This is a genomic window from Syntrophorhabdaceae bacterium, from assembly GCA_035541755.1.
GTDB lineage: Bacteria > Desulfobacterota > Syntrophorhabdia > Syntrophorhabdales > Syntrophorhabdaceae > PNOF01.
Map to the genome: position 1 here is coordinate 13094 of DATKMQ010000145.1, position 24016 is coordinate 37109.

Genomic DNA, 24016 nt, shown 5'->3' on the forward strand with positions numbered 1-24016 from the left:
CATGAAGATCCTTGTAATCGGAAGCGGAGGCAGGGAGCACGCACTGGTCTGGAAACTGTCGCAGTCCAGAGAGGTGAGCCAAATCTGGGCCGTACCAGGCAACGGGGGTATATCGGATCTCGCCCAGTGCGTTGAGATGGATTTAAGCGATATTGCAGGCCTTATCGAATTCTCGAGGACCAAGAAGATTGATCTTGTGGTCGTAGGCCCCGAAAATCCGTTGGCAAACGGTATTGTCGATGCCTTCAAGGAGAGAGGCATACCAATTTTTGGACCAAGACGGAAGGGGGCTCTGATCGAGGCAAGCAAGATTTTTGCAAAAGAGTTGATGAGAAAAAACGGCATTCCTACGGCCGATTTCGAAACTTTTGCTGATTATGACAAAGCGCAGGCGTATCTGGATAAACTTCAGGCCCCATTCGTGTTGAAAGCGGATGGTCTATGCGCCGGCAAGGGCGTCTACGTGATAAAGGAGAAGGCGGAGGCAGAAGGCGTCTTAAAAAAACTGATGGTCGAAGGCCTCTACGGCGAGGCAGGCCGCAATGTTGTGTTTGAGAAGTTTTTGTCGGGCATTGAAGCGTCCTATCTCGCATTTACCGACGGTACATCCATACTGCCGATGCTTCCCGCTCAGGATCATAAACCGCTCTTAGACGGAGACAAAGGTCCAAACACAGGCGGAATGGGGGCATATACACCAATTCCATTTATTTCCAAAGAGTTGGAACAAGAAATCAGAGAATCTATCATGCTGAGGACAATTAAGGCCCTGGCTGCAAACGGGGTCACGTACGAAGGGGTGCTTTATGGCGGCCTCATGCTGTCGGATGGACACCCGTATGTCATAGAGTTCAATGCACGGCTTGGGGACCCCGAAACGCAACCCATACTCTTCAAAATGAAGAGTGATATAACGCCCATCCTGACTGCATGCGTGGAAGGCAGATTGGGTTCTCTCACGCAGATCGAGTGGAAAGAGGGCGTCTCTATCTGTGTGGTTATCGCCTCTAAAGGATACCCTGAAAAACCCGAAAAAGGCCGATTGATAAAGGGACTTGATCGCCTGAAAGAAGATGATAATATTATGGTTTTTCATGCCGGGACAAAGAAGGTGGACGGTCAATATTATACCTCCGGCGGGAGGGTGCTCTGTGTGACGGCGCTGGACAAAACGCACGAAGAGGCGATGGACAGGGTATATGAGGCTGTCTCGAAGATAGAATTTGAGGGCATGCAATTCCGGAGTGATATCGGTAAGAAGGCGCTTTTTATGCCATATTTATAGGAGGAGAAGTATGACGAAGGAATACAATATTGGCGTAATACCCGGCGATGGGACAGGACCCGAGGTCATAGCCGAAGGGATTAAAGTTCTTAATGCGACCTCAGAAAGGCTTGGATTCAAACTCAAATACACACAATACGATATAGGCGGCGAGCGTTATCTCAAGACGAAGGAGACGCTGCCTGAGGGAATTCTCAGCGAATTCAAGCAACACGATGCTCTATATCTTGGCGCAATCGGCCATCCGGGTGTTACCCCGGGGATACTTGAAAAAGAGATCCTATTGAGGACACGCTTTGAGCTTGATCAATATATTAATCTGAGGCCGGTCACGCTGTATGAAGGCGTGGATACTCCGCTCAAGGACAAAGGGCCCAAGGAGATCGACTTTGTGGTCGTCCGCGAAAACACTGAAGGTCTGTATGCGGGCGCCGGAGGTACGCTCAAGAAGGGAACAAAAGACGAAGTGGCGGTTCAGGAGTCAATTAACACCAGAAAGGGCGTGGAGCGATGCCTGAGATTTGCCTTTGAGTATACTAAGAAGAGGAACAAAGAGCGGAAACTCACCTTATGCGGGAAAACCAACGTACTTACGTATGCTTTCAATCTATGGGAGAGAGCCTTTTATGAGATTGCAAAGGAATATCCTGAAATTCATACGGATTATGCTCACGTGGATGCGACCTGCATGTGGATGATCAAGAATCCTGAATGGTTCGACGTGATCGTCACAGACAACATGTTCGGCGATATTATTACTGATTTAGGGGCGATGATTCAGGGGGGCATGGGAATCGCCTGTGGCGGTAACATTAATCCGGAGGGCGTATCCATGTATGAGCCAATCGGAGGGTCGGCCCCGAAATACACCGGGAAGAACGTTATAAATCCGCTGGCTGGAATACTTGCCGGTGCCATGATGATTGAATTCCTCGGCGAGGGTGAGGCCGCGCGGTTAATTGAAAAGAGCGTGCAGTATGCGTTAAACAAGGACATCAGATCGCTCGAGGCAGGAAAAATGGGAATGGGTACGAGCCAGGTCGGGGATCTAATCAAAAAGTATGTCTTAGCCCTGTGAGATGCTCCGGTATGGTGGCAAGTTTGGTTTAGTTCTAGTTAGTTGAATGTTATAGCTATGGTGCATTATCAATGATGTTGCGTTACTATCAAAAACTACTATGGTATATTTGTTGGGTGTTTTCGGAATGAGTGCGATCTGTGGTATTAGTGCTGATAATAGATATTATGTCAACTTGCATTACGCACGCCTCTTAGCGTCAGGACTGCTCGCCATACACCCCTTTCCAAATTCCATGCTTGACAAATAACCTGTTACCCATAAAATATGCTAATAGACAATCGACATGGATACTAACCTTATAAGATGCTACCAGATAATAGGCCTATCCGAGGACGCCGGCATAGAGGACGTTGAGCTTTCGTATCAGCGCCTCACCCAGAAGATTCATCAGGGACTTATACCATGGGATCAATCCAAGGAAATCCTTTGGGCGCATGATTATCTCCTCAACTTCCTCAAAGCTGAGCACGTGCCTGACAGATCGGAAGGATTATCCCCCGAAGCGCTTCGGAGCCCCTCTCAAACAGATCCCCCACGGCAAACGATCAGCCCGGATGCAACTCGTTCCAGGGTCGTCGATTCGTCTGACCGTCCGTCTTCGCGCTCCCTGCGACTTCCCCTCTTGATCGCCACTCTTCTTATCCTCGTCGCCCTGGCAGCAGGCCTTGCGTACTTCGGCCGTCCATTCGTCATGATTGCTTCAGCTCCCAAGGGCGACCTTGACAGCGCCTCTATCATTAAGAGGATAAAACCGTCGATTGTCACCATCCACGTAGGTAGTTCGGGTACCGGTTCGGGATTTGTTGTGGACAAACAAGGCTATATCGTCACGAACGCGCATGTTATGAGAGAAAAGACCGCAACCGCAATATTCTCCGATGGATTTCAGACAGATGTGAATCTTGTGATGCTCGACGAACAGAGGGACTTCGCCCTGATAAAGGCAACCGCAAATCGTATCTACGAGCCCCTCCGCCTGGGTGACAGCGCCAGATGCGCGGAGGGGGACACGGTCATCGCCGCCGGAGCTCCTTTCAACCTCGATTTCTCCTTTACTAAAGGTATCATCAGTTCGACCAGGAGAACGGTTCCATTTCTTCAGGGGGAGATTATACAAACCGATGCGGCGATCAATCCCGGGAACAGCGGCGGCCCTCTCGTCAACACACGCGGAGAGGTTGTGGGGATCAATTTCCTAAAACTGGCCAATGTGGCTATCGAGGGCATCGGTTTTGCCATCGCAATCAATGATGTGAGGCCGTACATTGAGAAGAAGGCACAGATGAGCGATGCTGAACTCAATCAGGCCATGGCGCGCGAGACGAAGAAACTTGAAGAGCTGACACAGATGCCCACGGATGAGATCAACAGGATGAAAGACCGAGCCATAGAAGAACAATGGGAAAGAGAGCGGCGAAGGCGCGAGCTCAATGAGAAAGTGGAGGCGGCCAATAGAGATATTCAGGAACAAAAAGAGAAGATTGAGAGACGTCTCCAGGATGAAGCCGCGGAACGCAAAAAGCGTTCCCAGGAGATGGCCGAGGCCCGCAACAAGGCCCTCTCCGACTGTCTCCAGAACGCCACCAATCAGTACCAATGGACTTGGAACGACTACTGCAGAAAGAACAACCAGCAGGATAGCTGTTCCCTGCCTTACAATATGGCGAGCCTCCTTGAGCAGCGGCTCGGCCAGATGCGAAATGAATGCTATCGCGTGAACTCACCGTAAAATGCGAGCATCCCGTCCCGTATCACGGGAGAGCGTGCGTCATCCGACGGGGAAAGGTGCGACCTGATGTTCAGCTAACCGGCGACCTGTGGCAAATCACATGGCGGCGGAGCGGCACGAGGTAGAAGACGAAGGCCACCTCCACCGATACTCTGGTCGCGCATCAACGTAGATTGAATAATGCGAACGATAAACGGCCTGCCCACACACAATACCCATCTCTCAAAAGCGTCGTAACCCTAATCCTTGACATGGGGACGATAGGACTTAGTATTAAACGTGCACAATCGTGTACGTGGCGCGTTTCCTCAAAGGAACAGGGGTAACGAAGGGGGGTACCTTGTTCACTTTTGGCACCCGCGGGTGACAAATCGCCATCGATAGACCCAAAAAGCGGGGACCGTGAAAACTGACAACGAAGTAAAACCGGGAGGCGTCAATAGAAACCGCTGATTCCACCTCGCTCTTGCCTTTTGTCTTTTACGGTGTGGGCACCGTGTTGCTGGTGGCCTCAATGATAGCCCTTTCCTATCTGCTGGGCGAACGCCACAAAGATCGCGCAACCAACGAGCCCTATGAGTCAGGTATGCCACTCATCGGTCCTGCCCGAATGAGGATTGATGTGAAGTACTATCTCATCGCAATGTTCTTCGTTATCTTTGACCTTGAAGCTGTATTCCTTTTTGCCTGGGCAATTTCCGTGAGGGAGACCGGGTGGCTGGGCTATATGGAAGCCGTTGTATTCATAGGCATTTTATTTATCGCCCTGGTCTATCTCTGGCGCATGAATGCTCTCAACTGGAGCGCGCCAGCACGGCGAGATCACAAAACGGGACCGGCTGATACGCCATGAAATGGTCCCTGACAGGAACCGGAAAATCGTCCGGTACGCATGTTCAGAGGGGGGGACTCGAGTCGCTCACCTGCGGCAGTTTTGTCTTATCGAGGCTTGACCTGCTTATTTCGTGGGGCCGCAAGAACTCCATCTGGCCATTCAATTTTGGTCCTTCTTGTTGCTATGTCGAGATGGCTACGAGCATTACGAGCAAATATGATATCGCCCGCTTCGGCGCTGAAGTGATCCGCAGCTCGCCCAGAGAGGCCGACCTCATGGTTATTGCGGGCACGCCCTTTATCAAGCTTGCACCGGTTATCAGGCGGCTCTACGAACAACTCATGGAACCGAGATGGGTAATCTCCATGGGTTCCTGTGCCAATTCGGGCGGCATGTACGATATATACAGTGTGGTTCAAGGGGTAGACAAATTTCTTCCTGTAGATGTTTATATTCCGGGCTGTCCTCCGAGCCCGTACGCTTTTATGGAAGGGCTTTTGCTTCTCCGTGACGCTGTCGGATCGGAAAAGAGGCCTCTCACCTGGCTGTCAGAGGTAAGACAAAGGCAAAGACCGGGCCGACCGGTATTCAGGGATGTGAAGCGTGCATCCCGGGGGTCGGCCACCACTTTTCCTGCACCCGATGAGGTCTAAAACCAATAATTCGGTACGATACCTGGGCAGATTCGGCCACAGGTGGATATCGAGCACTGCGCTCAACTGCAATCCTTCAATATTTCGGACGAATCCACCTCGTCCTTAAGCCCACTCGACCATATGAATTTAGACCAGGCCATTGCATCTGAGCTTAACGGGCGTTTCGCTCAGGCCATCCTCTATGAGCAGTCCACATTAGACAACATTCCCACCCTCTGGGCTAATAGGAAAGATCTCGCCTCCGTGCTGAACTATGTGAAGGCCGAGGCAGAGATGCCCTATAAGGTACTCTATGATCTCACGGCCATCGATGAGCGCGGACGGATCCATAGGGGTCAACAACCGGAAAGCGTGTTCACCATGGTTTATCACCTGATTTCTTATGAGAGAAACCAGGACCTGCGCATCAAGGTTCCTTTGAATACGGAGAAGCCTTCAGTCCCGAGCGTTACTTCTATATGGCCTTCTGCGGATTGGTATGAGTGTGAGGCGTGGGACATGTTCGGTATCGACTTTGAAGGCCACCCGCGTCTAAGAAGGATCCTCATGCCCTCTGCCTGGAACGGACACCCGCTTCGCAAGGACCATCCGGCGAGGGCCACCGAGGGAGCGCCATTCCACATGTCCAACCTGGATGCGGAAGAACAAGAGCGAGCGCTCTGTTTCCACCCCGAGGACTGGGGCATGAAGAGACACGGACGCGATACAGATTTTATGTTCCTCAACGTGGGACCTAACCACCCAAGCACGCACGGCATGTTCCGCATTGTGTTGGAGCTGGACGGTGAAGAGATCGTCGACGCCGTACCCGAGATTGGTTATCATCATCGCGGCGCCGAAAAAATGGGGGAGAGACAGACCTGGCACACCTACATCCCCTATACGGACCGGATCGACTATCTGGCCGGGTCTCTCAACAATTTTCCCTATGTTCTTGCGGTTGAAAAGATGGCCGGAATTGAGGTTCCTGACAGGGCGAAGATGGTCCGCATAATGGTGGCGGAGCTCTTTCGCATCGCGAGCCACTTGGTTTTTTACGGTACCCTCGCCCAGGATACGGGGGCCATGTCACCAGTTTTCTATACGTTTAACGATAGGGAACGCATCCTCTATATTATCCAGGCTATCTGCGGAGGACGCATGCATCCCGAATGGTTCCGCATCGGCGGCGTGGCCGAGGATTTGCCCGAAGGATGGGACGAACTCATAAGAGAGTTCTTGAGCTATATGCCTTCGAGGATCATAGAGCTGGAAAGATTAGTGCTCAAGAACAGATTGTTCAAGATGCGTACACAGGGTGTAGGCCGGTACACCCTTGAAGAGGCCATTGAGTGGGGCGTAACCGGTCCCAACCTCAGGGCCTGCGGCCTTGAATGGGACCTTCGCAAAAAAAGGCCCTATTCGGGCTACGATCAATTCGAATTTGATGTGCCTGTAGGGACCGGTGGTGACTGCTACGCCAGGGCCGTGCTGCGTGTTGAAGAGATGCGTCAGAGCTTGAAGATCATTAAGCAGTGCGTGGACGGGATGCCCGCCGGACCATACAAGGCCCACCACCCCCTCACCACCCCTCCCCTGAAAGAACGGACCTTGCACGATATTGAAACGTTGATCCATCATTTTGTGCAGACGGCCTGGGGGCCCATAGTACCACCGGGAGAGACGGCCTTCGCATGCGAATCTGCCAAAGGGAATAACAGCTACTATTTAATCAGTGATGGAAATACTGGTTCATACCGCACACGCATCAGGACCCCGTCTTTTGCCCACTTGCAAATGGTGCCGTCTCTCTGCAAGGGGCTTCTCGTCTCCGACCTCATAGCGATCCTGGGAAGTATCGACTATGTGATGGGCGATGTAGACCGGTAGAAGGCAAACGCGTACCATGCTCACAGACAAAGAGATAGGCGAAATTCAAACCGTATTAAGTAAAATCGGTGAGCCCCGGTCCCATAGTGTGGAGGCCCTTAAAATGCTTCAACAACGGCGTGGCTTCATATCCGACGAAGCAATTAGGGATCTGGCGGCTTTACTCGGAATGACCCCGGATGAGCTTGATGCCATTGCCACTTTCTATCCTTTCATCTTCCGGAAACCGGTCGGACGACATGTAATCTATATTTGTGATAATGTCACCTGCTGGATCATGGGGTATGAAAGTATATTAGATCACATCACCAAACGGCTTGGTGTGACGCTCGGCGAAACTACGTTAGATCATAACTTTACAGTGCTGCCGGTGAGTTGCATTGGCGCATGTGACCACGCCCCTGCCCTCATGATAGACGATGAACTCTATGGGGATCTGACCCCGGCAAAGATAGACAGCATACTCGAAAGGTACAGCTAAGCCATGCACGCCGCAGAATACCCACTCACGGCCGCCATGAGGGCGGATGGCGAGCCCTTGAGCGTCAGCGAATATGTGGCTACGGGCGGCTATGAAGGTCTACGGAAAGCGCTTGCCGCCATGACGCCTCAAGAAGTGCAGAATGTTGTGAAAGATTCCAACCTCAGGGGCAGGGGCGGCGCTGGTTTCCCTACGGGTCAGAAATGGGGTCTTATACCCATGGGTAGTGATGCACCCCGGCCCAAATACATCATCTCGAACTCTGATGAGATGGAGCCGGGGACCTTTAAGGACCGTCTTCTCATGGAAGGTAACCCGCATCAACTGATCGAGGGACTTATCATAGCGGGTTACGCCATCCAGGCGGACATAGCCATTATTTTTCTTCGATGGGCCTACGCGAAATCCCAAAAGAGGCTCTCACAGGCGATAACTGAGGCATACACAAAGGGATATCTTGGGAAAAATATCTTAGGATCGGGGTTCACCATGGAAATGGACCTCCATGTGAGCGCAGGTCGCTACATCTGCGGCGAGGAGACGGCGCTACTCAATGCCCTTGAAGGTGAGAGGCCGATACCGCGCTCAAGGCCTCCATTTCCCCAGGCCTGCGGAGCTTTCGGACTTCCTGCCATTGTGAACAATGCAGAGACCCTTTCGAATATTCCCCACATCGTGAGAAACGGCGCCGAATGGTACAGGTCTTTAAGTAAATCGGATGACGGGGGCACAAAGATCTACGGCGTGAGCGGAAGGGTCAAGAATCCTGGAGTGTGGGAATTGCCCATGGGCACCACGATCCGGGAGCTCCTCGAGGAACATGCCCGGGGGATGCAGGACGGATATACGTTCCGGGCCGTGATTCCTGGAGGCGCCTCGACCGATTTTCTTGTAGGAGACCATATGGATGTAAAGATGGATTTCGCCTCTTTACAAAAGGCCGGAAGCCGCCTGGGCACGGGAACCATGATCGTCCTTGATCAGAGAACCTGTCCCGTGGGCATGGTCCACAACCTTGAGAGGTTCTTTGCGCGGGAATCATGCGGCTGGTGTACCCCCTGTCGGGAGGGACTCCCCTGGGTTGAGAAGACGCTCGCGAGCATAGAGTCCGGTGATGGCCGTCCTGAAGATTTGGACATCTTAGAGATGCACACACGGCTTCTGCGCCCCGGCCACACTTTTTGTGTGCACGCGCCCGGGGCAATGGAGCCTATTCAGAGCGCCCTCAAGTACTTCAGGGAGGATTTTGAAGAACACATCCGCCAACGACGATGTCCCTTTGAATGACCGTGGCCACAATCTACATAGACAACAAACCGTATGAGGCAACCGAGGGGGATAATCTCCTCCATGCCTGTCTTTCCCTCGGGTTCGACATCCCCCACTTCTGCTGGCATCCGGCGCTTCATTCAGTAGGTGCTTGCCGTCAGTGCGCGGTCGTACTTTTCAGGGACGACCAGGATACTCGAGGCAGGATTGTCATGTCCTGTATGACGGCAATAACAGACGGAATAAGGATCTCCATCGATCACAGCGAGGCAAAGGCATTCCGGGCAAGCGTCATAGAGTGGCTCATGACAAACCATCCGCATGACTGCCCGGTATGTGATGAAGGAGGCGAATGCCATCTTCAGGATATGACGGTCATGACCGGTCACGCCTACCGCACGTTCAGGTACGCCAAACGAACCCACCGGAACCAGTATTTGGGTCCACTCGTCAACCACGAGATGAACCGTTGCATCCAATGCTACCGCTGCGTGCGCTTCTACCGTGATTTTGCCGGGGGGCGGGACTTCAATGTCTTCGGCTTCAAGAATCATGTATATTTCGGGCGCTTCGAAGATGGAGTTTTACAGAGCGCTTTCAGCGGGAATCTTGTGGAGATATGTCCTACCGGTGTGTTTACGGACAAAACCCTGAAAAAGCATTATGTAAGGAAATGGGACCTTCAGAGCGCACCCTCTGTGTGCGTGCATTGCAGTCTCGGCTGCAACACAATCCCGGCGGAACGCTACGGCACACTGAGGCGCGTCTCGAACCGCTACAACGCCGAGATAAACAGTTATTTTCTGTGTGACCGTGGACGATACGGCTATGAGTTTGTGAACAGCCCGAGAAGGATCAGGCAGCCTATGATGAGAGCGAGCGACAAAGGCCGGCTTGAGCCCGTGACAGAGAAAATCCTTGCTCAATTCCTGGCCCGCGCCCTTCTTCCTGCCGGTTCCGGAATCATCGGCATTGGCTCACCCAGGGCTTCCCTGGAGGCAAACTTTGCGCTGCGTCGCCTTGTTGGTGCCGAGAGGTTCTATCCCGGCCTCGCCGAGGCTGAGCACGCCCTTGCTATCCTTACCGTTGACATATTGTCGCGGGCCAAGCACCCTACCCCGTCCCTCAAAGATGTTGCCGCTCATGACGCGGTCTTCGTGTTAGGCGAGGATGTGGCGAACACAGCCCCAATGATGGCCCTCGCAATACTCCAATCGATCCGTCGAAAACCCATGGAGATTGCGGCGAGGCTCGGTATTCCTCCTTGGGATGATAGGGGTGTGCGAGAAGCTTGCCAGCAAAAAAGGGGCCCTCTTTTCATCGCTTCACCTCAGGGCACTTGGCTTGACGATTTCGCCTCAACCACCTATCGCGGGGCCCCTGATGAGGTGGCCCGCCTTGGATTTGCTGTTGCCCGTGTGATTGATCCTCAAGCTCCGGCGCCCTACGAATTGACAAGGGAGGCGAGCCTGCTCGCTCGAAATATAGCCTCCGGCTTAATTAAGGCGGATAGACCGCTTATCCTGTCAGGTATGGGATGTGGAAGCAGAACATTACTCAGGGCAGCGGAAAACGTGGCGCGCGCCCTGGCAAAAGCAGGCAAATCCGCCTCAATATCGATTATCCCTGCCGAGTGCAACACCATGGGAGTCGCGCTCATGGGTGGAAAGACACTCGAGGGCGCGCTCAACGCTGTCGATAAAGGAGAAGCCCATACGGCAATAATACTTGAAAATGATCTCTTCCGCAGAACCGAAGCCGCTAAGGTCCTTAAGCTTCTCGGAGCTTTGCGGCATATAATAGTCATCGACCAGTACTTGAATGACACTTCAGAGAGAGCCGAATTTCTGCTGCCGGCGGCAAGCTTCACGGAGAGCGACGGGACAGTCGTGAACAATGAAGGCCGCGCCCAACGGTTTTTTCGCGTCTTTGCGCCGGACGGGGCGATAAAGACGAGCTGGCGCTGGTTAAGCGAGCTCAATCGGGCATCACATTCGCCCGCAACACAGAGTTGGGCAAACCAGGATGAAGTCATCTCTGAACTCGCCGGTTCCCTGCCCGTGTTTGCTCCCCTTGCAGGAGTTGCGCCTCGTGCAGACTTTCGGATGATCGGACAAAAGATTCCTCGTCAGTCCCATCGATATAGTGGCAGAACAGCAAAAGATGCCCGGGTATCTGTGGACGAACCTCACCCACAGGACGATCCGGATTCAGCCCTCTGTTTTTCCATGGAAGGATATACGGGACAACCCCCCTCTTCGCTCATCACACGGTTCTGGTCGCCGGGATGGAATTCGGTTCAATCGGTCAACAGGTTCCAGAAAGAGCCGGGTGGCGACCTGCGGAACCAGGACGTGGCAGTGAAACTGATAAAGCCACAGGAGCCAGGCAATGGATCGTATTTTGATGAGATTCCAGACCCCTTCAGGCCGCTAAATCGAGAGTTTCGCTGTCATCCCCTGTTTCACGTGTTCGGCTCTGACGAGATGAGTATGCTCGCTCCTGCCATCCGAGAATTGGCTCCCAGGCCTTATATCAGTCTTAACGCTGATGATGCAGCCGCGCTCGGTACAAAAGACTCGGAGGAAGTCGATGTATTCGTGGATGGCGAGCGTTACCGGCTTCCTGCAAGAATAGATGTTTCTCTGGCCAGAGGACTGGCGGGGATTCCAGTCGGTATCGCGGGGCCTGGGCAGATACGTCCGTCCCAAATTGCGAGAATAAGAAAAGCGGAGGGCGAAGACTAAGATGATAAGATCAGTACTCATAGCCCTTTGCATGCTTATAGCGGCCCTTTCCTCTTCGGCTTCCCTTATCTGGATCGAACGGAGACTTCTTGCCCTCTGGCAGGATCGTTATGGACCGAACAGGGTCGGTCCACTGGGGATTCTTCAGGTTGTAGCCGATATGATTAAGATACTCACCAAAGAAGACTGGGTGCCACCATTTGCGGACAGGGCGCTTTTCGTCATGGCACCGGCGATTATCATGGCCTGTGCGCTTTTGGCGCTTGCGGTGATCCCCGTGACCCCCCATTTTGCTGTGGTCAATCTCAATATAGGAGTACTCTTTTTCCTTGCCACATCCTCCCTTGGGGTTTACGGCATCGTGCTCGCGGGCTGGTCCTCGAACAACAAGTATGCACTGCTTGGGAGCTTGAGGGGCATAGCCCAAATGCTGAGCTACGAGGTTTTCATGGGGCTTTCCATTCTCGGTGTAGTAATGCTCGCAGGCTCGTTTAACCTGCGAGATATCGTAGAGGCCCAAAGGGGACTCTGGTTCTTCATTCCCCAGTTTCCAGGCTTCATAATCTTTGCCATAGCGGCCATCGCCGAGACGAGACGGCTTCCCTTCGATCTTCCGGAGGCAGAGACGGAACTTGTGGCCGGATACCATACTGAATACTCGGGCATGAAGTTCGGCATGTTCTTTGTAGGTGAGTACCTCGGCGTTATCTTCATGTCCGCGCTCACGGTCACGCTCTTTTTCGGCGGCTGGATGGGGCCGTACCTTCCGCCGATCGTCTGGTTTCTCGCTAAACTCTTTGTCTGCGTCTCGGTGTTTGTGCTTCTCAGGGCTTCTCTTCCCAGGCCCCGGTATGACCAACTCATGTCCCTTGCCTGGAAGGTGATGCTTCCCCTCTCGCTTCTCAACCTCCTCGCTGTGGGTGCTTTTGTACTAGCCCGAGGAGGCTAATTCTCATGCCATGCTGAGCATATTGAGAGTGATCTGGACTGTTTTGTTGCACACCTTTCGCAGGCGGGAGACCATCCTCTACCCCGAAGAACGACCGCGCGTTCCGCCAAGATGGAGGGGGAGAATCATACTCTCCCGTGATCCCAAGGGACAGGAACGATGCGTGGCCTGTTATCTGTGCGCCGCGGCCTGTCCTGTAGACTGTATTGCGCTTGAGGCTCGCGAAGACGAGTCCGGAAGGAGGTATCCCGAATTCTTCCGGATCAACTTCTCGCGGTGCATCTTTTGTGGTTTTTGTGAGGAAGCCTGCCCCACGCGAGCCATTCAGCTCACCACCGACTTCGAGATGGGCGAATACGATCGATCGAGCCTTGTGTACGAAAAGGAAGACCTTCTCATATGTGGAACGGGTAAATATCCTGACTATGATTTTTACCAGGTTGCGGGCGTGGCGGTTTCGGGCAAGAACAAGGGCCAGGCGCAAAACGAAGAACCGCCGGTGGATGTAACCGATCTCATGCCTTAAAGGATCGTCAACAAACTCAAATGGTGATTGCCTTTCTAATAGCAGCTTGCCTCGCAATTCTGTCGAGTACCATGGTCATTACCTGTGCGCATGCGATCCATGCGCTCCTCTACCTTATTTTATCTTTTATCTCCGTGGCCGTAATATTCTTTATCCTCGGAGCGCCCTTTGCTGCAGCGCTCGAAGTGATAATCTACGGAGGCGCCATCATGGTGCTCTTCATCTTCGTCATCATGATGCTTGATCTACACAGGTCGTTGAGACAGGAAAAGGACTACTTGAGGCCTACGGCGTGGGTCGTTCCTTGTATTATGACTCTCATTCTCGGGGCGGAAGTAATCTACGTAACGGCCTTCACAGGTGCTTCAACGACCATAGGGTCCACAGTCACGCCCAAGCAGGTGGGCGTGAGCCTTTTTGGGCCTTATCTTCTTGGAGTTGAACTAGCCTCTGTGCTTCTTCTCGCCGGCCTCGTGGGAGCGTACCATCTTGCACACCATCTCTTACGGCGGGCGCGATATGAGGAGGACGAGCGTACATGACATGGATTGTCTCTCCGGAATCGGGGCTCGGCGTGGCAGGTATCATATTTCTGGTGGGAATGACGGGCGTTCTCATCAGGAGAAACGTCATATTCATGCTTTTATCTCTTGAGATTATGCTCAACGCCACAGGGCTTGCCTTCGTAGCAGCAGGGGCAAAGTGGGCTGAGCCTGACGGCCAGATCATGTTTATCTTTATCCTCTCTGCGGCCGCGGCAGAGGTCTCGGTTGGTCTTGCGCTCATTCTCTGGTTCTATCACTCCCACCGAGGACTTGACGCCGATACTGAGAGGAGAATGCGAGGCTGATATGTTCGAGCTTCTCCCCTTGATCCCGGCCTTACCCTTTGTCGGATTTCTCGTCCTCATATGTGCGGGCTCGAGGATAGGTAGGAGCGTTGCTCCCCTCATAGGCACAGGAACCCTCGGTGCATCGGCTCTTTGCGCGATCCTTGTATGTTGGAGGTTCGTCGCCATTCCACCCGCCTCGGACGTGTGGACAAGAACTTTCTGGGTCTGGTTTAAGGCAGGAGGACTTGCCCCGACCGTAGGTTTTTACGTGGACTTCCTCTCTCTTGCAATGATCGTTGTGATTACGCTCGTAGGTTTCCTCATTCATCTATATTCCATGGGGTTTATGGCAAGTGACGAGGGGATCAATCGTTTCTTCGCATATATGAATCTTTTTGTGGGCTCCATGCTCGTTCTTGTGCTGGCTGACAACCTGCTCCTGCTGTATCTCGGTTGGGAGGGCGTAGGTCTCTGCAGCTATCTGCTCATCGGATTCTGGTACAAAGATCCGGACAACGTACGTGCGGCTATGAAGGCGTTTATTGTGACTCGAATTGGTGATGCGGCCATGGTGGTGGGGTTATTCCTGATCTATAGAAATTTAGGGACACTCGCCATTCCGCAGGTTTTTCAAGGCGCGTCGGCACAATGGCCGGCAGCCTCTCCCATCGCCCTCGCCGTGGCTTCCTTGCTGCTTGCCGGCGCTGTGGGAAAGTCTGCCCAGATTCCGTTGCAGACGTGGCTTCCCGATGCCATGGCCGGGCCCACCCCTGTGAGTGCGCTCATTCATGCCGCAACTATGGTAGCCGCAGGGGTATATCTCATCGCCAGGATGCATCCACTTTTCGAGCTTGCGCCGGCTGTGCTCACAGTTGTCGCGATAATCGGGGCGGCCACTCTTCTCATAGGCGCCACGAGCGCCCTCAGCCAACGAGATATCAAGAGGGTTCTTGCATACTCGACGTTGAGTCAGATAGGCTACATGTTTCTCGCCCTGGGGGTCAAAGCGTGGTCAGCGGCTATTTTTCATTTTATGACCCACGCCTTTTTTAAAGCCCTTCTCTTTCTCGCGGCTGGTGTGGTGATTAAAGCTTTGGGCGGGGAACACGATATGTTCAAGATGGGCGGGCTTAAGAGACGCATCCCCCTTGCGTTTTGGACGTTTCTTATTGGCGCCGCTTCGCTTTCCGCGCTTCCACTCGTAACTGCAGGTTTTTATAGCAAGGAACTGATCCTTGTTGATGTATTTGCTTCTGCGAGTAGCAATTGGTGGCTCTTTGCCGCAGGACTTATTGGCGCCTTTCTCACATCCCTCTACTCGTTTCGCGTGGTCTTTTTGGTTTTTTTCGGGGCTTCAAAATCCCCTGTTTCTTCCGTTTCGGGTCGGACCATGTCTATTCCCCTCGTCTGTCTATCTTTTCTCTCCTTAACGAGTGGATTTTTGGCTCTGCCCGAGACGTTTCCCGGGCCCAGGCCTTTTTTACAACTCCTCGAAAGGTGCCTGCCTCCGGGCCCGTTACTCTCCGGACTTGCAATACCTCATACAATGCTCATGGCCGTGGCTTCGGCGGTCTCCGTATCAGGGATCTATCTGGCATACCAGTTCTACTTCAAGAACGCGAGAGCCCCGAGTACACAAAAGAGTAGTTTCATGAAAACCGTACACCTATACTGGTTCTCGGGCTGGGGCTTTGATTGGCTCTACGAAACATGCCTTGTCAGACCTTTTATAAGATTTGTACGGGTAAACAAGGAAGATGCAGTGGACGTGGTCTTTGAGGCGATTGCTCATGCCGCTCACACCGGCTCCGTTCTACTGAGCTACACTCAGTCAGGCAAGGTACGTTACTATGCGGCGGCCATATTGCTCGGCGCAATCGTGTTCCTGGCCATGGTACTTCTCTCATGATACTTCTCTGGCTCATTCTTTTGCCGTTTGTTGGCGGGCTTGTTGCTCTCTTCTCGGGGCGACTTGGGGACAGGTGGTCTCGCTCTGTGTCGCTCGTAACCATGGTAATCCATTTAGGCCTTGTCGTCGTAGCCTGGATAGGATGTTTCACTCAAGCCGCGGGCGCCCATCAGGGTCCCTGGTTACTCGAGATGAGACTCCCATGGATTGACCAAGCGGGCATCAGTTTCCATCTTGCAGTGGATGGAATGAGCCTACTCCTCGTCAGTCTCGCTTCGTTTCTGGGGACTATGGCGGTGCTCGCCTCATGGACAGAGATTAAAGAGCGAGCCGGGTTATTCCATTTCAATCTCCTCTGGTGTCTATCAGGGATCGTGGGCGTCTTCCTTGCGGTGGACCTCTTTCTCTTCTATTTCTTATGGGAACTGATGCTCGTACCCATGTATTTCCTCATTGCCCTCTGGGGCCATGAAAATAGGGCCGCCGCCGCGACCAAGTTCTTCATCTTTACCCAGCTTTCCGGTCTCTTCATGCTCGCTTCAATACTTGGACTCTACTTTGCCCACGGGCAGGCTACGGGCAGGTATACGTTCGATTATCCGGCGCTCGTAGCTCAACCGCTCGCTTCTATCCCGGCAACCCTTCTCTTCCTTGGATTTCTCGCGGCCTTTGCAGTAAAGTTGCCGGCCGTTCCTTTGCATACGTGGCTTCCCGACGCACATACAGAAGCGCCCACAGCAGGGAGCATTCTCCTCGCAGGGTTACTCCTTAAGACCGGCGCATACGGCCTTATCCGATTCGCCCTGCCGCTCTTCCCGCACGTCGTGGCTCATTTTGCCGGGATCGGCATGGTTGTCGGGGTAATAGGAATCCTCTATGGAGCAATTCTGGCATTTGTCCAAACGGATTTGAAACGGCTCGTGGCGTACACAAGCGTAAGTCACATGGGCTTTGTGCTTCTCGCAATAGCGGCTGGGAATGAGCTTGCGCTTGAGGGAGCGATCATCCAGATGATCTCTCACGGATTAAGCACTGGGGCTCTCTTTGCGCTCGCCGGGGCGCTACAGGAAAGGACGCGAACCAGGGATTTAAGGGATTTGGGCGGCTTATGGCTACAGACCCCAAGGTTGGGTGGCGCTGTGCTCTTCTTTGCCCTTGCTTCTCTTGGGTTGCCCGGGCTTGGCAATTTCGTGGGAGAATTCCTCATCTTTTTGGGGGCCTTCCATGTGAGTATCTCACTGACCGTCGTTGCAGTGTCGGGTCTTATCGCCTCATCTCTCTATAGCCTGACAATGGTTCAGAAGGTCTTTTTCGGACCGTCAAGGAACGACACCAAGATATGTGACCTGTCAGTGTGTGAAATGGCGGGCCTGGGGGCGGCAATGGCAGCCTTGCTGTGGATTGGATTGTACCCGAACGTGTGTATCCGCGAGACCGCCCGCAGCCTGAATTATATCGCGAACTCTCTATACACGCAGGCGACAGCCGCGAGAACGGCTCATACACCCCCACATATGAACGACGAATCATTTGTATTTCTTACAGACGGAAAGCCGTGACAACCGCTCATTTCACAGCCCTCATGCCCCTCATCATAACTGGCCTCACCGCTATCATCATCGTTGTTGCCATAGCCATTCGTAGAAATCACCGGCTCATCTTTCTTCTCAGCCTGGCTGGACTCGGTGCTGCCCTGTTCTCGATCTTTCCGGTCCTGTCCTCAGTCCCGCAGCGGGTGACCTTGCTCTTTACGGTAGACAGGTTTGGGCTTTTCTACACGGGCCTGATCATCGCTTCGACATTTGTGGTCTGCCTTCTATCATATGATTATATGAACCTCCATCTCGAGAACCTTGAAGAATATTATCTCCTCTTGCTTCTTGCTACCGTGGGTGCGATCGTCATAACAGTGGCCACCCATTTTGTCTCTTTCTTTATCGGATTAGAAATTCTGAGCGTTTCCCTGTACACGCTTATCGCCTATCAACGCATGGATATGCGTCATATAGAGGGGGGATTCAAATACCTTATTCTCTCTATGGTCGCCTCTTCTTTTCTCCTCTTCGGCATAGCGCTCATCTACATGAGGACAGGCGCCATGGATTTTTCTGAAGTAGCCCACGTCCTTCAAGGCTCGAAGGACCTGGCCGCCACGGCCGGCACGGTCATGGTCGTGGTAGCTATTGGATTCAAACTTGCTTTGGTACCATTCCACATGTGGGCGCCGGATGTATTCGAGGGCTCATCGTCGCCCGTGGCCGCCTTCCTGGCCACGTGTTCAAAAGGTGCGCTCTTTGCGATCATGCTGCGTTATTTCTCTTCTATCAAGATGGGTGACAATACCCCACTGGCAATGATTCTTACTCTCATTGCCGTGGCCTCCATGTTCGCCGGTAATCTTCTTGCCCTGTTTGAGGATAACTTGAAGCGGCTCCTGGCGTACTCTTCCATAGCGCACTTCGGCTACCTCCTCGTGGCCTTTCTTTCAACCGGGTCTCTCAAGGGTTTGGCGGTAGCCTATTACCTTGTTGCCTATTTCGTCTCTATACTGGGGGCCTTCGGTGTGGTGACCGTCCTGTCGGGGAGGGCAAGAGACGCTGATACCATTGAGGACTATTACGGCCTTTCGTCAGAACACCCATGGCTCGCCGGCATCCTGACTGCCTCGCTTCTGTCCTTAGCAGGCATTCCCTTGAGTGCAGGCTTTATGGGCAAGTTCTACGTGATGAGCGCCGGTATACAGGCAAACCTCTGGTTCCTCGTTATAATCCTCGTGGTAAACAGCGCGCTAGGTCTATTCTATTACCTCAGGATAATCGCAGCCATGTATGTGCTCCCGCCGGGAAGGCGCCTCTCAAGAGCCCCTGCGCTCATGGGAACTGTGGTTCTTACCGCTCTCTTTCTTCTTATTCTCCTGCTCGGTGTGTACCCGGCCTCTGTCACGGGTTTTATGGAGACCGTTGCCCTTCGGTAATAGAGTGAGGCAAGACAGGGTGACCGAGCCCCTCAATTATGAGCCGTAATAGCCACGCTCATTCACCTTTCCCCGGAACACGGAGTAACTGTAGATGACATATCCCAGAACCATAGGAAGAACCACGATGGCGCCCCAGAGCGTGAACCGCATAGTCTCCGGTTGGGCAGATGCCTCCCGGATCGTGATGCTCGGAGGAATGGCAAAGGGATAGAGTGACGTAGCGAGTCCCAGGTAGCCCGACAAAAAAAGGATCACCGCGTAGACCAAAGGCATTGACTCCTCGCGCCTCTTCAGGGCTACGATGAGGCGGTAGGCTGCAACCAAGCCTGTGGCAGGAAATACCCATACAAAGTATATTCTCGGGGCGCTAAACCAAGTCGTCCACACAAGCGGATAGTGAGCGGGCGTCCACACGGTGACGATCACCATAAATCCCAGTACCGCGAGTCCTGACCAGAGTGCATGGGTAAATGCCCGTGCCTGAACGGGACCAACGGTCTTTAAAACTAGGTAGGTGGAGGCAAGCATGACGTATCCCGGGATGAGCGCTATGGCCACCATTACGGAAAAAGGATTGAACCAGTCAAAAGGGCCGCCGGAGAATTGTCCTTGCGAGACGTGGATGCCTGTCAGGATACCGCCGAGCATGAGTCCCTGAGAGAGGACGGCAACAAGGCTTCCGACACAGAATACCCCGTCCCAGGACTGTTTCCTTTTCGCTTCTGACCTGAACTCGAAGGTGACCCCGCGAAAAATCAGCCCGGAGATAAAGGTTACGAGTGGTATGTAGAGCGCACTTGAGAATACAGCATAGACGAGCGGAAAAGCCGCAAATATGGCACCTCCACCGAATAGAAGCCAGGTCTGATTTGCGTCCCACACAGGCGCAATCGAGCCCATCAGGGTATCTCGTTCCGTTTCGCCCCTCATAAATCCGAAGAGAAGGGCCACGCCCAGGCTGATTCCGTCAAGGATCACGTAAAGAATCATGGCGAAACCCACGAGCGCTGCCCAGATGTCTACGAGGTTCATCATGGTTTCTCCTCGCGTTCGTCACCGGACATGAGGACCTTCATGCTGATGGGCATCTGAAGAGGCGGTATTGGACTCGAAAGGTCCGGGCCGTTAACTAAGGTCTTTATCACATAGTAGAGATAGCTTCCACCGATGGCCACAAAGATCATGAGAAAGAGTGCGAGTGACCAGATGACGTTGCCGGAGGGGATGGGGGATGAGCCCTCGGACGTGCGCAGCACGTTGTATACGATCCATGGCTGGCGCCCAAGTTCAGATGTGAGCCAGCCGGTCTCAACGGCAACCCAGCCAAGAGGCTGAATGACTACTGCGGTCCACAGAAAGGGCCCGTAATCGAAGAGCCGGCGCCTGCGCCAGAGCAACGCCGCCCACATCATGAAGGCGAGAAAGACAAATCCGATTCCACTCATCACGCGAAAACTCCAGTAAATAGCGGGGGCGTTTGGCCTGTCCTGTATTGGAAAATCCTTGAGCCCAATCACTCGCCCGGTCAGGGTATGTGTGACGAGAAGACTGAGCCCGTTGGGCACAGTGATCTCAAAGAGCGTTTTTTCTCTTTCCATGTCCGGCATACCGATGACCGAAAAAGGTGCCCCCCCTCGTTCGTTTGTCTCCCAGTGGCCTTCCAGCGCAGCAAGCTTGGCAGACTGGTAGCGAAAAACCTGACGGCCGTTCAGATCCCCTAGGTATACCTGAAGCGGCGCAAATAGGGCTGCCATAATGAGCGCCACACCCATGGAACGGCGGTAGAAGGGAATATACGCACCCTTCAACAGAAAGTACGCGCTGATACCCGCTACGGCAAAGGCAGATGTCTCCAGTGCTGCAAGAATCATGTGTGCCGCGTGAACCAGAAAGTGCAGGCTCGTAAACACACTTGTATAACTTTGAGCCATGAACTTACCGCCTTGCACGTAATAACCCGTGGGATGCTGCATCCAGGAATTGGCAGCCATGATCCAGCATGCCGAAAGCATTGCGCCGCCGGCAACAAAGCACGTCGCCATGAAATGAACGCCCGGACGCACCCTCTTCCATCCAAAGAGCACAATCCCAAGAAAACCCGCTTCCAGGAAAAATGCGGTGAGCACCTCAAAATAGAGATAAGGTGAGAATACGTTTGCTACGGCCGAGGAGAAATGCGACCAGTTCGTGCCGAATTCGAATTCCATTACGATTCCCGTAACCACGCCCACCCCGAAATTAATAGCAAAAAGCCTGGTCCAGAATCGGCACAGCCGGAAGTAAAGGTCGTCTCCGGTCGCAAGCCACAATAGCTCGATGACCACAAGAAACAAGGCTAGACCGATGGTGAGGGTGGGAAACAATATATGAAACATAGCGGTGAGGGCAAATTGAACACGAGAAAGGACCAACATATCCGTCACGGAGCACCTATGATCCTGGGCTGAGATGAATGCGGCAAGAAAGAAATCGACCGGGTTTCAGATCATTCAGATACATATGGCTATTTTAAACACCACCCTCCCCGACCGTCAATCTCCATACGGATCATTATATACTCGCAGGTTAGTATTCGGAGTCAATGACGTACGGACTGCCGTTTACGCTGACGATCTTCCATGGTGTACGAGCGAGCCTCCCTACCCGTGTTGCGAGACGCGATTTCTAAGAGCATGAATGCGACAACGATTGGGACACCCTTAGTAACAGTTTACTCGGGCGCCCCTCACGAGGCCTTGTATACTCTACACGCAAGGCCCCGAACCGGAAATGAACCAACTTCGGGGTTCTGTGGGCCTTGATTTCCGATGAGGGCGTTGTAATTCGACTCGGCGAATCCATAGAACTCCTCGTGACCTCTCTCGGGAAACCACCAACCATGTTCTGCAACAATCACCCTTCTATCTAAATCAGAAGATAGCCTGGCTCTTTGCCGTATCTTACCGGTCCGGGACTCAATGTAGACCCAGTCCCCCTGATTTATGTTTCGTTCATGGGCCGTGTCGGGATGGATCATAACAATCGGGTCCGGGTGCGTCTTTCTGAGACGATGAATCTGCCGGCCGCCTGAATGATGGTAGGGCATAACCTTACGACAGGTGCACGAGAGGTCATACGCTTCTGTGATCACCCGGGGATCGTCGGGCGAAACAGGCTCCCGATATGTGGGAAGCGGATCAAAACCCAGGCTCTCGAGTAGGGTCGAATAAAGCTCCACCTTGCCGGTGGGGGTGAAAAATCCGTTCTTCTCGTATTTCCTGTAGTGACGGGGCGTGCTGTTGTGAAAAATACCCTTTTTCCGAAATTCTTTAAAGGTGATACCGGCCGGATCCAGCATATAATCCCAGAGGTCTTCCGGATCTTCCCAGAAGTACTCTCCTAAGCCTGCCTCCTTTGCAAGACCGCTTATGATTTCGTAGTCGGATTGGCTCTCGCCCACCTGGGCAAGCTTCGTTTGCAAGTAAGCGACAGAACCACCGGGCCCCATGCGCACAGCATCGGACTCAAGGAAACTGGCGACAGGAAAGACCACGTCTGCCAGAGCCGCTGTGGGGGTCATGAACATGTCCGAGACAACGAGAAAGTCGACCTTCTTAAAGGCATCATGGGTTCTCTTCACATCGTTCCAACTAGAAAGCGGGTTTGAAGCCTGCACGAAAGCCCCGCGGATCGGATATGGATTCCCTTCGAGCACGGCCCTGACAAAGGAGTTGGGTGTGACGTAACGGAAATCGGGCAATAAATCGGGTGCCACCTTGATATATCTCTGCTCGGGTGTGAGTCTGTTTCTTAACTCCATGGTTGCTGACCACCGTCCACGAATGCGCCCTCTGTCGGACTCTTGATCACACCAGCGGAACCCTGAACTCAAACCTTCGTATTCGCCGCCGGGAACATCGAGGTTGCCTGTTACAGCCATGAGCGACGCTATAGCACGGTTCGTCTGAAAACTATCCGGACCCTGATCAAGTCCGTTACCCCATCCTATACAGGACGGCCCTGACGTGGCATAGAGTCTTGCCGCTTCACTGATCAAATTTGCCGGGACCCAGGTGAACTGAGCCACGCTTTGGGGGGTATACCGCTCAACGTGCGAGCACAGTTTGTCAAAACCGATAGTATGGCGCTTCACAAAATCCGCATCATAGAGCCCCTCTGACAGGACCACGTTGAGAAGCCCCAGGGCGAGTGCCAGATCCGTGCCTGGTCTTAAGCGAAGCCACAGATCGGCAGATTGCGCATATGGTGTTTTGAAGGGATCAATGGCTATCAGCCGAGATCCTTTCGCACGGGCCTCAACGAATTCTTTATGTCGGAAAATGCCTGTTTGTGCCCTGTTCATCCCCCATGCAATGATTGAGCCCGGCTTACTGTGAAGGTCGGGTGCGGGAAAATACCCAAACGTATACTCGGCCGCAAGCATTCGCGGGATATGGCAGACGTGGTCCGAGCAGACCACATTGGGCGTGCCGAATGCATTGGCAAATCTCACCGCGAGCGTATCTATTACTGACTTGGCCGAGCCGTGGATCACCGCGACGGCCTGAGGACCGTATTCCTCTTTGATCCGGTTCAACCCTCGAGCGGCATATCGAAGCGCCTCTTCCCAGGAAACTTCCTCCCACCGGCCTCCCCCTCTGTCCCCAACTCTCTTGAGCGGTTTCTTCAATCGGTCAGGGCTGCTCAGGTAATCCAGAGCCGCTCGTCCTACCCGGCACAGGCCGCCCCTGTTCGGCGCAACATCGGGGTCCCCATTCACCGCTACCGGTTTACCGTCCTCAAGGGTTATAAGGATCCCGCAGCAGCTCCCGCAAAAACCGCAAGCGCTTTTTATAACCTCTGTCTTTTTCATGTCGATCCTCCGCTCACGG

19 protein-coding genes are annotated in these 24016 nt (G+C 53.2%); 16 read left to right on the plus strand and 3 right to left on the minus strand.

Annotation, left to right across the window (positions count from 1 at the left end; translation table 11 throughout):
• Nucleotide 1 precedes the first annotated feature (1 nt).
• The 16 genes from purD to VMT62_14410 all read left to right on the plus strand — a co-directional run bounded on the left by purD (nucleotide 2) and on the right by VMT62_14410 (nucleotide 19142).
• Nucleotides 2–1285 (plus strand): phosphoribosylamine--glycine ligase, encoded by a 1284-nt coding sequence (gene purD, locus VMT62_14335; GenBank protein HVN97603.1) that lies wholly within the window; start codon nucleotides 2–4, stop codon nucleotides 1283–1285.
• Between the two features lie 10 nt (nucleotides 1286–1295).
• Nucleotides 1296–2363, plus strand: a complete 1068-nt coding sequence (locus tag VMT62_14340) for a 3-isopropylmalate dehydrogenase (GenBank protein ID HVN97604.1) — start codon at nucleotides 1296–1298, stop codon at nucleotides 2361–2363.
• A gap of 286 nt (nucleotides 2364–2649) precedes the next feature.
• Nucleotides 2650–4095 carry a S1C family serine protease gene (locus tag VMT62_14345; GenBank protein ID HVN97605.1) on the plus strand — a complete coding sequence of 482 codons (1446 nt, stop codon included), beginning with the start codon at nucleotides 2650–2652 and terminating at the stop codon, nucleotides 4093–4095.
• A gap of 514 nt (nucleotides 4096–4609) precedes the next feature.
• On the plus strand, nucleotides 4610–4948 hold the full coding sequence (gene ndhC / locus VMT62_14350) for an NADH-quinone oxidoreductase subunit A (protein HVN97606.1): 339 nt from the start codon (nucleotides 4610–4612) through the stop codon (nucleotides 4946–4948).
• Entirely contained in the window at nucleotides 4945–5583 is a 639-nt protein-coding gene (locus VMT62_14355; protein HVN97607.1) for an NADH-quinone oxidoreductase subunit B family protein, read from the plus strand. Before ndhC ends, VMT62_14355 begins: the two co-directional genes overlap by 4 nt.
• 123 nt (nucleotides 5584–5706) lie before the next feature.
• Nucleotides 5707–7455 (plus strand): NADH-quinone oxidoreductase subunit C/D, encoded by a 1749-nt coding sequence (gene nuoC / locus VMT62_14360; protein ID HVN97608.1) that lies wholly within the window; start codon nucleotides 5707–5709, stop codon nucleotides 7453–7455.
• A gap of 16 nt (nucleotides 7456–7471) precedes the next feature.
• The gene (gene nuoE, locus VMT62_14365; protein ID HVN97609.1) at nucleotides 7472–7936 is read left to right on the plus strand and encodes an NADH-quinone oxidoreductase subunit NuoE; all 465 of its coding nucleotides are present in this window, start codon (nucleotides 7472–7474) and stop codon (nucleotides 7934–7936) included.
• 3 nt (nucleotides 7937–7939) lie between these two features.
• On the plus strand, nucleotides 7940–9223 hold the full coding sequence (nuoF, locus tag VMT62_14370) for an NADH-quinone oxidoreductase subunit NuoF (GenBank protein HVN97610.1): 1284 nt from the start codon (nucleotides 7940–7942) through the stop codon (nucleotides 9221–9223).
• The gene (gene nuoG, locus VMT62_14375) at nucleotides 9220–11952 is read left to right on the plus strand and encodes an NADH-quinone oxidoreductase subunit NuoG (protein HVN97611.1); all 2733 of its coding nucleotides are present in this window, start codon (nucleotides 9220–9222) and stop codon (nucleotides 11950–11952) included. Before nuoF ends, nuoG begins: the two co-directional genes overlap by 4 nt.
• Before the next feature lies 1 nt (nucleotide 11953).
• Nucleotides 11954–12901: an NADH-quinone oxidoreductase subunit NuoH gene (gene nuoH, locus VMT62_14380; GenBank protein ID HVN97612.1), complete on the plus strand. Its 948-nt coding sequence runs from the start codon at nucleotides 11954–11956 to the stop codon at nucleotides 12899–12901.
• Nucleotides 12902–12911: 10 nt separating this feature from the next.
• A complete protein-coding gene (nuoI, locus tag VMT62_14385; protein ID HVN97613.1) occupies nucleotides 12912–13427 on the plus strand; it encodes an NADH-quinone oxidoreductase subunit NuoI in 516 nt (171 codons plus the stop codon).
• 20 nt (nucleotides 13428–13447) lie between these two features.
• Nucleotides 13448–13969 (plus strand): NADH-quinone oxidoreductase subunit J, encoded by a 522-nt coding sequence (nuoJ, locus tag VMT62_14390; GenBank protein HVN97614.1) that lies wholly within the window; start codon nucleotides 13448–13450, stop codon nucleotides 13967–13969.
• A complete protein-coding gene (gene nuoK, locus VMT62_14395) occupies nucleotides 13966–14277 on the plus strand; it encodes an NADH-quinone oxidoreductase subunit NuoK (GenBank protein ID HVN97615.1) in 312 nt (103 codons plus the stop codon). Before nuoJ ends, nuoK begins: the two co-directional genes overlap by 4 nt.
• A 1-nt stretch (nucleotide 14278) precedes the next feature.
• Nucleotides 14279–16168, plus strand: coding sequence for an NADH-quinone oxidoreductase subunit L (gene nuoL / locus VMT62_14400; GenBank protein ID HVN97616.1), 1890 nt, complete (start codon nucleotides 14279–14281; stop codon nucleotides 16166–16168).
• The gene (locus VMT62_14405; protein HVN97617.1) at nucleotides 16165–17727 is read left to right on the plus strand and encodes an NADH-quinone oxidoreductase subunit M; all 1563 of its coding nucleotides are present in this window, start codon (nucleotides 16165–16167) and stop codon (nucleotides 17725–17727) included. The genes nuoL and VMT62_14405 overlap by 4 nt, the downstream gene beginning before the upstream one ends.
• Nucleotides 17724–19142 (plus strand): NADH-quinone oxidoreductase subunit N, encoded by a 1419-nt coding sequence (locus VMT62_14410; GenBank protein ID HVN97618.1) that lies wholly within the window; start codon nucleotides 17724–17726, stop codon nucleotides 19140–19142. The genes VMT62_14405 and VMT62_14410 overlap by 4 nt, the downstream gene beginning before the upstream one ends.
• A 36-nt stretch (nucleotides 19143–19178) precedes the next feature.
• Here the strand turns inward: VMT62_14410 and cydB are convergent, their stop codons facing one another.
• The 3 genes from cydB to VMT62_14425 all read right to left on the minus strand — a co-directional run bounded on the left by cydB (nucleotide 19179) and on the right by VMT62_14425 (nucleotide 23997).
• Nucleotides 19179–20180, minus strand: a complete 1002-nt coding sequence (gene cydB, locus VMT62_14415) for a cytochrome d ubiquinol oxidase subunit II (GenBank protein ID HVN97619.1) — start codon at nucleotides 20178–20180, stop codon at nucleotides 19179–19181.
• Nucleotides 20177–21559, minus strand: coding sequence for a cytochrome ubiquinol oxidase subunit I (locus VMT62_14420; GenBank protein HVN97620.1), 1383 nt, complete (start codon nucleotides 21557–21559; stop codon nucleotides 20177–20179). Before VMT62_14420 ends, cydB begins: the two co-directional genes overlap by 4 nt.
• Nucleotides 21560–21870: 311 nt before the next feature.
• Nucleotides 21871–23997 carry a molybdopterin-dependent oxidoreductase gene (locus VMT62_14425; GenBank protein HVN97621.1) on the minus strand — a complete coding sequence of 709 codons (2127 nt, stop codon included), beginning with the start codon at nucleotides 23995–23997 and terminating at the stop codon, nucleotides 21871–21873.
• Nucleotides 23998–24016: the final 19 nt, after the last annotated feature.

Coding starts and splice junctions, on each gene's coding strand:
- nuoJ (HVN97614.1), top strand. CDS start 13,448: ATGGTGATTGCCTTTCTAATAGCAGCTTGCCTCGCAATTCTGTCGAGT.
- VMT62_14420 (HVN97620.1), bottom strand. CDS start 21,559: ATGTTGGTCCTTTCTCGTGTTCAATTTGCCCTCACCGCTATGTTTCAT.
- ndhC (HVN97606.1), top strand. CDS start 4,610: ATGATAGCCCTTTCCTATCTGCTGGGCGAACGCCACAAAGATCGCGCA.
- VMT62_14340 (HVN97604.1), top strand. CDS start 1,296: ATGACGAAGGAATACAATATTGGCGTAATACCCGGCGATGGGACAGGA.
- VMT62_14425 (HVN97621.1), bottom strand. CDS start 23,997: ATGAAAAAGACAGAGGTTATAAAAAGCGCTTGCGGTTTTTGCGGGAGC.
- nuoH (HVN97612.1), top strand. CDS start 11,954: ATGATAAGATCAGTACTCATAGCCCTTTGCATGCTTATAGCGGCCCTT.
- cydB (HVN97619.1), bottom strand. CDS start 20,180: ATGATGAACCTCGTAGACATCTGGGCAGCGCTCGTGGGTTTCGCCATG.
- nuoI (HVN97613.1), top strand. CDS start 12,912: ATGCTGAGCATATTGAGAGTGATCTGGACTGTTTTGTTGCACACCTTT.
- nuoK (HVN97615.1), top strand. CDS start 13,966: ATGACATGGATTGTCTCTCCGGAATCGGGGCTCGGCGTGGCAGGTATC.
- nuoL (HVN97616.1), top strand. CDS start 14,279: ATGTTCGAGCTTCTCCCCTTGATCCCGGCCTTACCCTTTGTCGGATTT.
- nuoG (HVN97611.1), top strand. CDS start 9,220: ATGACCGTGGCCACAATCTACATAGACAACAAACCGTATGAGGCAACC.
- nuoE (HVN97609.1), top strand. CDS start 7,472: ATGCTCACAGACAAAGAGATAGGCGAAATTCAAACCGTATTAAGTAAA.
- purD (HVN97603.1), top strand. CDS start 2: ATGAAGATCCTTGTAATCGGAAGCGGAGGCAGGGAGCACGCACTGGTC.
- VMT62_14345 (HVN97605.1), top strand. CDS start 2,650: ATGGATACTAACCTTATAAGATGCTACCAGATAATAGGCCTATCCGAG.
- VMT62_14355 (HVN97607.1), top strand. CDS start 4,945: ATGAAATGGTCCCTGACAGGAACCGGAAAATCGTCCGGTACGCATGTT.
- VMT62_14405 (HVN97617.1), top strand. CDS start 16,165: ATGATACTTCTCTGGCTCATTCTTTTGCCGTTTGTTGGCGGGCTTGTT.
- nuoC (HVN97608.1), top strand. CDS start 5,707: ATGAATTTAGACCAGGCCATTGCATCTGAGCTTAACGGGCGTTTCGCT.
- nuoF (HVN97610.1), top strand. CDS start 7,940: ATGCACGCCGCAGAATACCCACTCACGGCCGCCATGAGGGCGGATGGC.